10 protein-coding genes are annotated in these 12,949 nt (G+C 61.9%); 3 read left to right on the top strand and 7 right to left on the bottom strand.

What is annotated here, in order from left to right:
- Nucleotides 1-4: 4 nt before the first annotated feature.
- Nucleotides 5-1,744 (bottom strand): FAD-binding protein, encoded by a 1,740-nt coding sequence (locus AADH44_RS09380; RefSeq protein WP_341952540.1) that lies wholly within the window; start codon nt 1,742-1,744, stop codon nt 5-7.
- A 275-nt stretch (nt 1,745-2,019) separates the two neighbouring features.
- Here AADH44_RS09380 and nadE point away from each other — a divergent pair, with 275 nt between their 5' ends.
- Nucleotides 2,020-2,844 (top strand): ammonia-dependent NAD(+) synthetase, encoded by an 825-nt coding sequence (nadE, locus tag AADH44_RS09375; RefSeq protein WP_341952539.1) that lies wholly within the window; start codon nt 2,020-2,022, stop codon nt 2,842-2,844.
- A gap of 2 nt (nt 2,845-2,846) precedes the next feature.
- Here nadE and AADH44_RS09370 read toward each other — a convergent pair whose 3' ends face one another.
- From AADH44_RS09370 to AADH44_RS09345, 6 genes are all read right to left on the bottom strand, one after another.
- The gene (locus AADH44_RS09370) at nt 2,847-5,063 is read right to left on the bottom strand and encodes a S9 family peptidase (RefSeq protein WP_341952538.1); all 2,217 of its coding nucleotides are present in this window, start codon (nt 5,061-5,063) and stop codon (nt 2,847-2,849) included.
- A gap of 68 nt (nt 5,064-5,131) precedes the next feature.
- Nucleotides 5,132-5,875 (bottom strand): FCD domain-containing protein, encoded by a 744-nt coding sequence (locus AADH44_RS09365; protein WP_341952537.1) that lies wholly within the window; start codon nt 5,873-5,875, stop codon nt 5,132-5,134.
- Entirely contained in the window at nt 5,875-6,663 is a 789-nt protein-coding gene (locus AADH44_RS09360) for a 3-oxoacyl-ACP reductase (protein ID WP_341952536.1), read from the bottom strand. Before AADH44_RS09360 ends, AADH44_RS09365 begins: the two co-directional genes overlap by 1 nt.
- Before the next feature lie 33 nt (nt 6,664-6,696).
- Nucleotides 6,697-8,058, bottom strand: a complete 1,362-nt coding sequence (locus AADH44_RS09355; protein ID WP_341952535.1) for an aldehyde dehydrogenase family protein — start codon at nt 8,056-8,058, stop codon at nt 6,697-6,699.
- Nucleotides 8,055-8,798, bottom strand: coding sequence for a gamma-glutamyl-gamma-aminobutyrate hydrolase family protein (locus AADH44_RS09350; protein ID WP_341952534.1), 744 nt, complete (start codon nt 8,796-8,798; stop codon nt 8,055-8,057). The genes AADH44_RS09355 and AADH44_RS09350 overlap by 4 nt, the downstream gene beginning before the upstream one ends.
- Nucleotides 8,785-10,152, bottom strand: a complete 1,368-nt coding sequence (locus AADH44_RS09345; RefSeq protein WP_341952533.1) for a glutamine synthetase family protein — start codon at nt 10,150-10,152, stop codon at nt 8,785-8,787. The genes AADH44_RS09350 and AADH44_RS09345 overlap by 14 nt, the downstream gene beginning before the upstream one ends.
- Before the next feature lie 218 nt (nt 10,153-10,370).
- Between AADH44_RS09345 and AADH44_RS09340 the strand changes: the two genes are divergently transcribed.
- Both AADH44_RS09340 and AADH44_RS09335 read left to right on the top strand, forming a co-directional pair.
- Nucleotides 10,371-11,915 (top strand): amino acid permease, encoded by a 1,545-nt coding sequence (locus AADH44_RS09340; RefSeq protein ID WP_341952532.1) that lies wholly within the window; start codon nt 10,371-10,373, stop codon nt 11,913-11,915.
- 121 nt (nt 11,916-12,036) lie between these two features.
- Complete coding sequence (locus tag AADH44_RS09335) at nt 12,037-12,897, top strand: sulfurtransferase (protein ID WP_341952531.1); 861 nt, start codon at nt 12,037-12,039, stop codon at nt 12,895-12,897.
- The last annotated feature ends 52 nt before the right edge of the window (nt 12,898-12,949 follow it).

Raw genomic sequence — 12,949 nt, 5'->3', positions numbered from 1 at the left:
CCTGTTATTCAAGCAACTTACCGACCTGGGTGACGTCTTCCATGAGTGCGGCAATTTCGGCTGGTACCGGCGGGATCTGCTCGTGGGTGATCGAGCCGTCGGCTGACCACACCAGGTTCACTTGCAGGGTGGGGTCCATGTCAGGGTAGTCACTGCGGTTGTGAGCACCGCGGCTTTCCCGACGCTCGAGTGCGCAGGCGAGGGTTGCTCGCGCGGCCATGAGGGAGGCGCGCAGGTCAAAGGCATGTGCGAGGCCGGAGAAGCCGGCGACATCCGGATGCACGCCGATTCGGCTCTGGCGATCGTCGAGGTCGTCCAACTGGCGCAGCCCTTCCAGCAGCCCCGCCTCGTCGCGAACCACTCCGCCGAAGTCCGTCATGGTGTTGCGGATGTCGCGCTGCAACGCCCGCACATTCTCTTGTCCGTCCGAGGCAAGAGTGTCGGTCACCTCTCGCTCTGCCGCGTCGATCGCGTCCTGTGAGCGATTCTGGGAGGTGATCCCCGCGCTGTACTCGGCCGCAGCCTGACCGACAATCCGGCCGAAGACGAGCAGCTCGATGAGCGAGTTGCCGCCGAGCCGATTGGCGCCGTGTAGCCCGCTGGATGCTTCGCCGATGGCGTACATCCCGACGACATCGGTGGAGTGGTCATCCGGTCGCACCCACACGCCGCCCATCGAGTAATGCGCGGTCGGGGCGATCTCGATGGCGGTGGTGGTGACGTCCAGTACCTGCAATTCGAGCATGGTTTGGTAGACGCGGGGTAGGCGCGTCATGATCGTTTCGCGGGGCAGGTGAGAAATGTCGAGCAGCACGCCGCCCTTTGCGGTGCCGCGACCCTCCTTGATCTCGGTGTATGCGGCAAGGGCGACCCTGTCGCGAGTGGACAATTCCATGCGCTCGGGGTCGTAGTTGGCCATGAACCGCTCACCGAGGGCGTTGCGCAAAACCCCGCCCTCGCCCCTGGCGGCCTCGCTGATCAGGGTGCCTGCGGCATTCTCTGGTTCCAGGATGCCACTCGGGTGGAACTGAACCAGTTCGGCGTCGCGCAGCCGACCGCCAGCATCCACCGCCAACTTGAAGGAGTCGCCGGTGTTCTCGTCGCGGCGGCTGGAGGTGCGACGCCAGATGCGGTTGTGTCCGCCGGCGGCGATGATGACTGCGTCGGCGATGATCGTCACCCGGCTGCCGTCGCGCAGGTCGAAGCCATAGGCGCCGAACACCACGTTGTCACGCACCAGGATGCGGGTGATGTACACCGAATCCAGGATGGGCACCTCAAGCTGGGCGGCCCGGGCCACCAGGGTGCGTTGGATTTCGAGACCCGTATAATCCCCGGCGAAAGCGGTGCGACGGTATTTATGGGCACCGAAATAGCGCTGGCTGATACGCCCGTCATTCTCGCGCGCAAACGGCATGCCCCATCGCTCGAGATCTTGGATGCCGCGGCCAGCGTTCTTCGTCACAATCTCGGCGGTGTGTGGGTTGGCGAGAAAGTAGCTCTCTTGGATGGTGTCTGCTGCGTGCTGCTGCCAGCTGTCTTCGGCATCCATCGTGGCTAGGGCCGCGTTGATCCCTCCCGCCGCCAGTGACGTGTGTGCGTCGTTCTTGGGGCGCTTTCCGACGGCAAGAACGTCGACTCCGCGCTCAGACAGCTCGATCGCGGCCCGCAGGCCAGAACCTCCGGTGCCGATGACGAGCACGGAGGTAGAAATGCGGCGACCAGTGACGGTGTTGTCTGGCATGGGAAGGCCTTTCCGGGAAACAATACGGAGCCGCACTGAGCGCGGCTCCCGCCATCACGCTAGCTCCCGTTGCTGGGCTTTCGCCCGATCATGCGGGGCGTCAGCCGCGTGCGACGAGCATCTCCCGCAGCAGCGCGATCCCGCTTCAACGCGATCCCGCATTCGGGTGCTCTACGTTTCGAGCGTGTTGCATTTTCCCGCTAGTCTGCCGGATTGGCAGGGTGAGCCGGTACTGAATAATCCCAATGCCGAATGTGGGGGTTAGATTTAATCACATGAACCCGTTGCAGGCGCGCATCATTTACGACTTGAACACCCAGCCCACGATCGATGCTGCCGAGCAGGTTCGCATGCGTATCGACTTTCTCAAGGAATATCTCAGGGCATCCCATGTCAAGGGGCTCGTGTTGGGGATCAGTGGCGGCCAGGACTCTTCGCTTGCCGGGCGGCTCTGCCAGTTAGCTGTCACCGAGTTGCGGGCCGAGGGCGCCGAGGCCCAGTTCGTGGCGGTGCGACTTCCCTACGGGGTGCAGCACGACGAAGATGATGCGCAATTAGCGCTCGACTTCATTGAGGCAGACCGGGAGGTGACCTTCAACATCCAGCGTGCGGTTGACGGCATTGCTGCCGAATTCGCGGATGCCCTAGGGGAGCCGATTACTGACTTCTCCAAGGGCAACGTGAAAGCTCGCGAGCGCATGGTGGCGCAGTATGCGATTGCGGGGCAGCTCGGCTATCTTGTGGTTGGAACAGACCATGCCGCCGAAGCTGTGACCGGATTCTTCACCAAGTATGGTGACGGTGGAGCCGACGTGCTGCCCTTGACGGCGCTCACTAAGCGTCAGGGTAAGCAGCTGCTCATACACCTGAATGCACCCGAGCGGCTCTATGAGAAGGTGCCGACGGCCGACCTGCTCGACCACACGCCCGGCCAAGCCGACGAGGCCAACCTTGGGGTGACGTACGACCATATCGACGACTACCTCGAGGGGCGTGACGTGCCCGCCGAGGTCGCGGTGGAAATCGAGACCAAGTACCTCAACACGCGCCACAAGCGCACCGTGCCGGTGTCAATGTACGACGAGTGGTGGACCGAATAGTGCTAGTGCGCTGAGGCACGCGCCGCGTCGACCGTCCACGCGTAGGTGAATGCCCGTTCGCGCCACGCGTCGTAGCGACCAGAGACGCCGCCGTGACCCGCAGCCATCTCGGTCTTGAGCAGAGCATCCGCCCCCACCTCGCGTAGTCGAGCCACCCATTTGGCTGGCTCGACGTAAAGCACACGGGTGTCATTGAGCGAGGTCACGGCAAGGATGCGCGGGTAGTGAGTATCGTGCACATTCTCGAGCGGCGAGTACGACTTCATGTAGTAGTAGACCTCCTCATTGTGGAGGGGGTCACCCCACTCATCCCACTCGATGACCGTGAGCGGCAGCGAAGGATCGAGGATTGAGGTGAGAGGGTCAACGAACGGTACGACCGCGAGGATGCCCGAGAACAGTTGTGGGGCCATGTTCGCGACCGCACCCATCAGCAAACCACCCGCGCTACCGCCTTCGGCGACAAGTCGGTCGCTCGACGTCGTATCGATATCGATGAGATGCCGGGCGCAGGCCACAAAATCGGTAAAGGTGTTCCGTTTGTGCAGTTTCTTGCCGCCCTCGTACCAGGTGCGACCCAGTTCGCCGCCACCACGAACATGGGCAACTGCGAAGATGATGCCGCGGTCGAGCAGGCTCAACCGACCAACAGCGAAGCCAGGGTCGATGCTGATCTCGTAGGAGCCATAGCCATAGAGCACCGTCGGTGCCGGGGTGCCCGGAGCCACGAGGTCGTTGCGGTACACAAGCGAGATCGGCACGCGCGTGCCATCAGATGCGGTGGCCCACTCCCGATGCTGGGTATACAGCGCGGGGTCGAAGCGGCCCAGCACCGGCTGCTGTTTGCGCAGCAGTAGTTCATTCTCATCCACCAAGTAGTCGTAGACGATGGTGGGGGTAACAAAGCTGCCATAGCTGAGACGGATGCTCGGCTGATTCCATTCGGGGTTGGAGCTGAGGCCCACGGTGAAAAGTTCATCGTCGAACTGCAGTTCGTGCGGGGTGTCTTCGTAGCGTCCGCCATGCTTGGGAACCATCGCCACGGCCACTCGCGTAAGCCCTTCGCGACGGTACTCGATCGCCACAAACTCACGGAATGCTTCCACGCCCTCAAGCCGCACCGCTTCATTGTGGGGAAGAATTATGCGGCGCTCGCCGCGAGCATCATCGGCAGCAACACTCACAAGCTCAAAGTTGATGGCGTTTTTGTTGTGCACAATCAGCAGCCGATCCTGAGTGCCAACCACCACATGCTCAACGTCGTATTCGACACCAACCTCACGGGGCCACACAACCTCGAAGTCGCCGGTCGGAGTGCGCATGTCGAGCAAGCGGGTTTCGCTCGTCAGGCGCGAGCCAGCCTCGATAGCCAAATACTTGCCACTGCGTGAACGACCAACACCGACCCAAAAACTCTCGTCTGGCTCATGAAACACCTGAACCGCGGATGCCGCAGCAGTACCCAACTCGTAACGCCACACGGTGTCGGGGCGCCACGCGTCATCCACCGTCGTATAGAAGACGTAGTTGCCTATGGCATCCAGCAGTGCACCAGCGGCGGTGCCGGGGATCTCATCGGGGAGGTCGTTGGCCGAGCTGAAGCGGGTTACCCCGTCAGTCGCGGTTGCCGTAGCGATGCCCGCGGTCGAAGTGGGGGAGTCGCCCAGCTGGCGCACGCGCAGCGTGTAACGCTCGTCGCCCTCGACATCCACCCCATAGAGGAGAAGGGTGCCGTCGTCGCTGAGCGAGAAACTGCCGAGGCTGTAGAAGTCATTGCCCTCGGCTTCAACGTTGTCGTCGAGGAGGATCTGCTCGCCGGGAAGGGTGAGGGGCGCTGCAGAAGTGTCAGCGGCAGTTACCTCTGACTCTGGCGCAGCAATCGTCGGGGGAGTCCAGTCGTCGTCGCCCGTGATTGGCGCCCGGCAGTGAATCGAGTACTGCTTGCCCTCTTCGGTGCGGTTGAAATACCACCACTGGCCGCGGCGAACGGGAACACTCAGATCGGTCTCTTGAGTGCGGGCCTTGATCTCTTCAAAGATCTGCTCCTGCAGCACGGTGAGGTGGCTCGTTCGCGCCGAAGTGAAAGCGTTCTCGGTGTGAAGGTGCGCGAGGGTGTCGGGGCTCTCTTTATCGCGCATCCACTCGTAATTGTCGACGTAGTGGTCACCGTGGTGGATACGTTCGGTGGGAACCTTCGCGGCTTCTGGTGGCGTGAGCATGGCTTCAGCGTATGCCGAAATTCCTCGCTCTGGGCGCTCAAGCCGAGTGACGGCACTCTATGGAAGCGCTACTCAAGGAATCCGCGCAGCAACAGCGCTGTGCCCGCGAGGTGTTCGCTCATTGCCTGAGCAGCGGCATCCGGGCGGCCGGTGAGGATCGCGATCGCAATCTGCTCATGCTGGGTGTTGGAATGAGTGATGTTCGGCCCGAGCGAAGGGATGCTGTCGAGCAACTCGTTGACCCTCATGCGCACGTCGGCGATGAGCGGTGTCAGCGAGGCCGAACCGGCAAGTTCGCCAATCATGAGGTGGAAGCGCGAATCAAGGCGGCGGTACTCTTCGCCGCTGGCGGCATTCGCCTCGACGAGGCTCAGCCACAGCAGTTCCCGTTGGCCGGGAGTGAGGGCGCGGCCTGCCGACTGACGCGCGGCCCCGACTTCGAGGATCTCACGAAGCGTAAGGGTGTCTTCGATAGATTCGGGGGAGAGGTCTCGCGCAGGTGCCAACGCCTCGTCCGGATGCGTGCCGGGAATGTGTGTCGGCAGAACCTCACTGACGAAGGTTCCCCCATACCGACCGCGCCGCGACACGAGGTAGCCGGCGTCACTGAGGGAGGCGATAGCCTCGCGCACAGTGTCACGGCTGACGGCGAGCATGGTCGCAAGTTCCCGTTCGGCAGGCAGGCGTTCGCCCGGGCCGACCAGGCCGAGGCGCACGGTCTGCAGGAGGCGCTGAACGGTCTCCTCGAAGGAGTTGCCACCGCGCACGGGACGCAGAAGCAATTCACCGTTGAGGCTGGCTGGTTCTTCCATTACAGGGGCGTCGTGTAAGCGGAGCTTATGCCGCCGTCGACGATGAACGTCGACGCGGTGATGAAAGAAGAGTCATCGCTGGCTAGGAACGCAACTGCGGCCGCGAGTTCCTCTGCCTCCGCGAAACGCCCCATCGGGATGTGGACGAGGCGGCGGGCCGCACGTTCCGGGTCCTTTGCGAAGAGTTCTTGAAGCAGGGGTGTGTTTGCCGGACCGGGGCAGAGAGCGTTGACTCGGATTCCCTCTCGAGCGAACTGCACGCCAAGCTCACGGCTCATGGCCAGTACGCCGCCCTTGGAGGCGGTGTACGAGATCTGGCTGGTGGCCGATCCCATAATGGCAACGAACGACGCTGTGTTGATGATCGATCCCTTGCCCTGCTTGACCATGTGCCGAAGAGCTGCACGGCAGCAGAGGTACACCGATTTGAGGTTGACGTCCTGCACTTTTTCCCAGGCGGGCAGTTCCGTGGTGAGGATTGAGTCGTCGTCAGGGGGGGAGATCCCGGCGTTGTTGAACGCAATGTCTACTGATCCATAGGTGCTGGCTGTGGTATCGAACAGGGCATTCACCTGTTCCTCACTCGTTACGTTGACCTTGATAAATAGGCCGCCAACCAGTTCGGCGGCAGCGAGGCCTGCGGTCTCGTCCATGTCGCCGATGACGACTGTTGCACCCTCGGCCGCGAACCGTCGTGCCGTGGCTAGACCGATCCCGCTCGCTCCGCCGGTGATGACGGCGACTTTGCCGGCTAGGCGCTGGGTGAGGTCAATAGGGGTGATGCTCATTGGGTGCTCCTTGAGTGGGAAGTGTAGCGATGGTCAGTCGACGGCAATGAAGACGTTTTTGGTTTCTGTAAAATTCAGCGGTGCATCGGGGCCGAGCTCGCGGCCGAGGCCCGATTGCTTGAAGCCGCCGAACGGGGTGGAGTAGCGCACGGATGAGTGCGAATTGACCGACAGGTTGCCCGCATCGACGCCACGTGACACTCGGATCGCCCGGCTGACGTCCCTGGTCCAGATAGAACCAGACAACCCGTACTCGGAGTCATTGGCTAGTTGCAGCGCATCGGTTTCGTCGTCGAAGGGGAGCACAGTCACGACGGGTCCGAAGATCTCGTCGGTGACGGTGCGGTCGTTCCGAGATTGTGGGGTCAGTACCGTTGGCGCGAACCAGTAGCCGGCTCCTTCCGGTGCGGTTCCCCGGAACGCGACGGGCGCGTCAGCGGGAACGTACGACTGCACTGAAGCCAAGTGCTTCGCCGAAACGAGTGGACCCATTTCGGTCGTTTCATCGCTAGGATCTCCCACGCGCACGCCGGCAACGGCGGGTTCGAGAAGTTCCATAAAGCGGTCGTAGGCACTGCGTTCAACGAGGATGCGGCTGCGTGCACAGCAGTCTTGGCCGGCGTTCTCGAACACTCCGTATGGTGCCGCAGCGGCCGCTTTTTCGAGGTCGGCATCGGCGAAAACGATGTTGGCGCTCTTGCCTCCGAGCTCCAGCGTGACCCGCTTCACCTGGTCGGCGCATCCGGCCATAATCTGCTTACCCACAGCGGTTGACCCGGTGAACACGATCTTGCGCACGGTGGGGTTGGTGACGAACCGCTCACCCACAACGGAGCCCTTGCCAGGTAAAACCTGAAACAGGCCCTCGGGAAGACCAGCTTCGAGGGCGAGTTCTCCCAGACGGATGCTGGTGAGCGGGGTCCATTCGGCGGGCTTCAGCACTACGGCGTTGCCTGCCGCGAGTGCCGGGGCGAAGCCCCACGCCGCGATGGTCATCGGAAAGTTCCACGGAGTAATGACGCCGACGACGCCGAGGGGTTCGTGGAAGGTGACGTTGAGGCCGCCCGCTACGGGAATCTGCTGGCCGAACATCCGCTCGGGTGCCGCCGCGTAGTAGTTGAGAACATCACGAACGTGGCCGGCTTCCCAGCGGGCCTGTGTGATTGGATGACCGGAGTTGCTCACTTCCAGCGCGGCAAGGTTTTCAAGGTCTCCGTCTACGGTCTGCGCGAAACGCCGCAACAGCAGGGACTTGTCCGCGGGGGAGACCTGAGCCCACGCCTTGTGGGCAATGGCGGCCCGGGCGATTGCCTCGTCCGTGGCCTGAATATCGAGCAGATCGACAGCACCGATCTCGGTCTCGTTCGCTGGGTTAATAACGGTGTAGGTGCTCACGCGAAAGCCTTTCGGTAGTGTCGGGCCGCTTTCACAAGGCCCTCGAACAGTCGGATGTCTTCTGGTGCTGCCTCCGGATGCCATTGCACGGCAACCGCGAAAGTAGCCGACGGCAGTTCGACAGCCTGAATCACGTCGTCGCTGGTGCGCGCCGTGACAACGAGTCCCTCGGCGAGGCGGTCGATGGACTGGTGATGGTATAACGGGACGACCAGCGGTTCAGGCTGGCCACCGAGCATCGCCCGGGTGAGCAAATCCCCCTCGAGCTCGACCGGCACGTGCGTGAAGATTCCTCCGCCGGCCTGATATCTCGTGTGACCGACGATGTCGGGGAGGTGCTGGTGCAGGGTGCCGCCGAGCGCAACATTGAGCACTTGTGCGCCCCGACAAATGCCGAGGAAGGGAAGGTCAGCATCGAGCGCCTGGCGAAGGAGCTCGTCTTCCCAGGCGTCGCGGTCGAGCCGAGGTTCGTCCGTTGTCGCGTGGGGTTCTTGGCCGTAGCGCGCCGGGTTGAAATCCTTGCCACCGGTGATAATCAGTCCGTCGAGTCCGTGGAGTACCCGGCGGGCGATTTCAGGGCTGACCGGCTGAGGCGGAAGCAAAACCGCGATGCCACCGGCTCGCGTCACGGCCTCGAAGTATGCCTTCGGAAGGAACGCTGCTGGAACATCCCAGACGCCGGTCTGTGACTGTTCGAGGTAGGTGGTCAGGCCGATAACGGGCCGATCAGAGACGCTCAAAGCCGCGCACCTTTTCCCAGTCGGTCACTGCAGAGTCGTAGGCTGCCAACTCGATCGCGGCGTTGTTGAGGTAATGGTCGACGACTTCGTCGCCAAATGCCTCGCGAGCAAACGTTGACGACGCGAAGAGTTCCGCGGCTTCCCTCAGCGTGGCCGGCACGCGAGCGACGTCGCTCGCGTACGCGTTGCCCTCGTAGGCGTCCTCGAGCTCAAGCTCGTTGTCGATGCCATAGAGACCAGCCGCGATGAGGGCACTGACTGCCAGATACTGATTGACGTCACCACCGGGTACGCGGTTCTCGACGCGCATTCCCAGACCCTGGCCAACTACGCGCAGCGCGCAGGTGCGGTTGTCCATTCCCCACGCCAGCGCTGTTGGGGCGAAGCTTCCCGGTACGTAGCGCTTATAGGAGTTGATGTTCGGCGCCGAGAAGAGGGTCAACTCCCGCATTACGGCGAGCTGGCCAGCGATGAAGTGCCGGAACATTTTTGACATGCCGTGTTCGGCATCCTTGTCGGCAAAGACCGCAGTGCCATCTGTTCCCCGCAGACTGATGTGAATGTGGCAACTGTTGCCTTCGCGCTCGTCGTACTTCGCCATGAAGGTGAGGCTCTTACCGTGGGCGTCAGCGATTTCCTTGGCGCCGTTCTTGTAGATCGAATGGTTGTCGCAGGTGTCTAGTGCGGACGCGTAGCGGAATCCGATCTCCTGCTGACCGAGGTTGCACTCGCCTTTAACGCCCTCGCAGTACATCCCGGCGCCATCCATACCGTTCCGGATGTCGCGGAGGAGCGGCTCCATTCGAGTCGATGCCAGCACGTTGTAGTCAATGTTGTAGTCGCTGGCGGTGGAGAGTGCGCGGTATCCCTTCTTCCACGCCTCCCGGTAGCTGTCATCGAAGACGATGAATTCGAGCTCCGTCGCGACAAAAGTGTCGAGGCCGCGCTCGGCGAGACGCTCGAGCTGGGCCTTAAGGATCTGACGGGGTGAAGGAGCAACAGGGGAGTCGTCGTGCCAGCGGAGATCAGCAGTGACGAGCGCGGTGCCCGGAAGCCAAGGCGCACGACGGAGAGTCGCCAGATCGGGCAGCATCACCATGTCTCCGTAGCCGCGCGACCAACTCGACATCGCATAGCCGTCGACAGTATTCATGTCGACGTCGACGGCGAGCAGATAGTTGCAGCACTCCGCTCCGTGAGAGGCGGCATCCTCGAGGAAGAGTCTCGCCGAGAGTCGCTTTCCCACCAGCCGTCCCTGCATGTCGGTGAAGGCAACAAGAACCGTGTCAATCGCGCCAGTGGCGACGTCTGCTGACAGTTCATCGAGCGTGAGGTTTCCGGAGCGGGGTGTCATGAACTTCTCCTCGTTGAGCAAGCCAAATGGTGCACTTTTCGACCATTAGATCACAGATATGTCCGAGATGTCGGAAGAAATATCCCGGCAACAGGCAAAAATTATGTTGGTTATGGGTAGTCAACAACCATTGATCGCCGTATAGTCATCGCAGGTATTCTCACAGCGTTGTGTGCCCGACCCGTCGCTGCATGCAACCAGAGCGCAAAGGAAACAGGATGTCCAAAGACACACTGAACGTCTCCGGGGTGAAGTACACCACGGCTGAGGCTGGGTATTTCGAGAAGCGCACCCTCAAACGCACTGCTGGTATTTGGGGCCTCTGGGGCCTCGCCGTAGCAGCCGTCATCTCCGGGGACTTCTCGGGCTGGAACTTCGGCATCGGCTTTGCCGGTTTCGGGGGAATGCTGATCGCTTTCGCGCTCCTCATTTTCATGTATTACGGCATGATTTTTAGCATCGGAGAGATGGCCTCGGCAATGCCGCACACGGGAGGCGCCTATTCCTTCGCCCGTGCGGCAATGGGGCCGTGGGGTGGTTTCGTCACCGGCCTTGCCGAGACGATCGAATACGTCGCCACCACCGCTGTTATCGTTTATTTCTCAGCGGGCTACGCGGACTTCATCACCAGTGAGCTGCTGGGCTTCTCGCTGCCGGCACCAGTCTGGTGGCTGATCCTGTACATCGTTTTCATTGCGCTCAACTCCGCCGGCGCTGCCATCTCCTTTAAGTTCGCGATAATTGTGGCCATCATCTCGATCGCTATCCTTCTCGTGTTCTCGGCAATGGCGGCATTCTCTGGGCTGTTCAGCTGGGACAACCTCTTCGATATCGCTCCCGATCCTGGCCAATCGTCGTTCCTGCCGCACGGTGTGATCCCGATCTTGTTCGCGCTTCCCTACGCGATGTGGTTCTTCCTCGGCATCGAGGAGCTCCCACTCGCGGCTGAAGAGGCGCACAACCCCGTTCGCGACATCCCCAAAGCAGGACTGATCGCCCGCACCACCTTGATCATCACTGGTCTGCTGGTGCTCTTCCTGAACACGGGCGTTGTCGGTGCGTCTACGATCGCAAGCTCGGGCGAGCCTCTCCTCGACGGGTTCCGCGCCATCGTCGGCGATCAGATCGCCGCCGCGCTCGCACTGTTCGCCCTGGTCGGGCTGCTCGCGTCGCTGCAGGGGATCATGTTTGCCTACGGGCGCAACATGTACTCGCTCTCGCGGGCTGGCTACTACCCGAAGTTCCTGTCGCTAACAGGTAAGCGCCAGACCCCAGCAGTTGCACTGCTCGTGGGTGCCATCATCGGATTCGTGGCGTTGGTGCTCGTGGATTCGCTCGGCGGTGCAGAAGGCGTCGCTGGCGCGATCGTCCTGAACATCGCCGTATGGGGTGCGGTAATCGCTTACGTCCTTCAGATGGTCTCGTTCCTTATCCTGCGTAAGAAGTTCCCGAACGCGAGCCGTCCGTATCGGAGCCCCTGGGGTGTTCCCGGCGCAATCATCGCTGGTGTTCTCTCGCTCGCGATTTTCTTCGGGTTCTTCATCAACGAACCGGCACGACCGGCGATCGCCGCGATCGCCGTGGTTTATATCGTCATGCTGATCATCTTCGCGCTGTATGGACGCAAGCGTCTCGTGCTCTCGCCAGAGGAGAAGTATGCGATCTCAGGTGGGCTGCACAGAGATCCGCAACAGGAAGGCTATGGCGGCGCCGTCGAAGAGGAACTCCTCGCGCTCGACGGACGCGATGAGCCCCGGAGCTAGATAGCGTGATGCTGTGTTCCCATCGACCGCATGTGCAGCGTCGATGGGAGCACAATCGCGTGGGTGTGAACCATCTGCGGTGAGTGCGATCATGGAGCTACCCCCACGATCGGAGCCTCGGATGCCTCATCCTCTTGTCACGGCGAACGAACTCGCTGCACTGCTCAACGATGCCGCCAGCGGGGGAGCACCCGTTCGGGTTCTCGATGTGCGCTGGAGTTTGGGTGGGCCGGCTGGACTCCCGCTCTATGACGCAGGCCACATTCCTGGCGCGGTGTATGTCGATCTCGACACTGAGCTCGCTCGTGATGGCGAACCGTATGAGGGGCGTCATCCTTTGCCTGCAGCTGACGCGTTTCAGGCCTCGGCGCGAGCATGGGGACTCAACGACGGCGAAACCGTCATCGTCTATGACGACTGGAATAGTCTCGCTGCGGGCCGGGCTTGGTGGCTTCTGCGTTATATGGGCGCCGAGAATGTGCGGGTGCTCGACGGTGCGCTGCCCGCGTGGACGGCGGCTGGGCATCCGCTTGCTACAGGAACTGACGAGATGGCGAACGTCACGCCGGGAACCATCACTCTGAGCGCGGGACACGAACCTGTGCTGACGGCCGATGACGCAGCATCTTTGCCTCACAGTGGTGTGTTGCTGGATGCTCGTGCCGGTGAACGCTATCGCGGTGAGACCGAACCGATCGATCCACGTGCCGGCCATATCCCTGGTGCGATCAGCGCTCCCACCTCGGGAAACCTCAACGACACTGGCCAATTTCTCGATGCCATTTCGTTGCGTGAGCACTACGAATCACTCGGTGTCAGCGTGGATCGGCCCGTCGGTGTGTATTGCGGTTCCGGCATCACAGCGGCACACGATGCGTTGGCGCTTACTGTCGCGGGCTTCCGCCCGGCACTGTTTCCGGGTTCGTGGTCGGCGTGGGTGAATCAGCCTGAGCGTTCGGTCGCGACCGGACCGAACCCGTAGCGAGTCAGAGGTAGCACGCGCTGGAGCCGACAGCCCGCTGCGACGGGTTTCG

This window comes from Salinibacterium sp. TMP30, assembly GCF_038397785.1.
Taxonomy (GTDB): Bacteria; Actinomycetota; Actinomycetes; order Actinomycetales; family Microbacteriaceae; genus Rhodoglobus.
This window is presented reverse-complemented; position numbering and strand designations above follow the sequence as displayed.

Excerpts from the sequence above, each read along its gene's own strand:
- AADH44_RS09340 (WP_341952532.1), top strand. The coding sequence starts at position 10,371 with ATGTCCAAAGACACACTGAACGTCTCCGGGGTGAAGTACACCACGGCT.
- nadE (WP_341952539.1), top strand. The coding sequence starts at position 2,020 with ATGAACCCGTTGCAGGCGCGCATCATTTACGACTTGAACACCCAGCCC.
- AADH44_RS09370 (WP_341952538.1), bottom strand. The coding sequence starts at position 5,063 with ATGCTCACGCCACCAGAAGCCGCGAAGGTTCCCACCGAACGTATCCAC.
- AADH44_RS09335 (WP_341952531.1), top strand. The coding sequence starts at position 12,037 with ATGCCTCATCCTCTTGTCACGGCGAACGAACTCGCTGCACTGCTCAAC.
- AADH44_RS09365 (WP_341952537.1), bottom strand. The coding sequence starts at position 5,875 with ATGGAAGAACCAGCCAGCCTCAACGGTGAATTGCTTCTGCGTCCCGTG.
- AADH44_RS09345 (WP_341952533.1), bottom strand. The coding sequence starts at position 10,152 with ATGACACCCCGCTCCGGAAACCTCACGCTCGATGAACTGTCAGCAGAC.
- AADH44_RS09380 (WP_341952540.1), bottom strand. The coding sequence starts at position 1,744 with ATGCCAGACAACACCGTCACTGGTCGCCGCATTTCTACCTCCGTGCTC.
- AADH44_RS09360 (WP_341952536.1), bottom strand. The coding sequence starts at position 6,663 with ATGAGCATCACCCCTATTGACCTCACCCAGCGCCTAGCCGGCAAAGTC.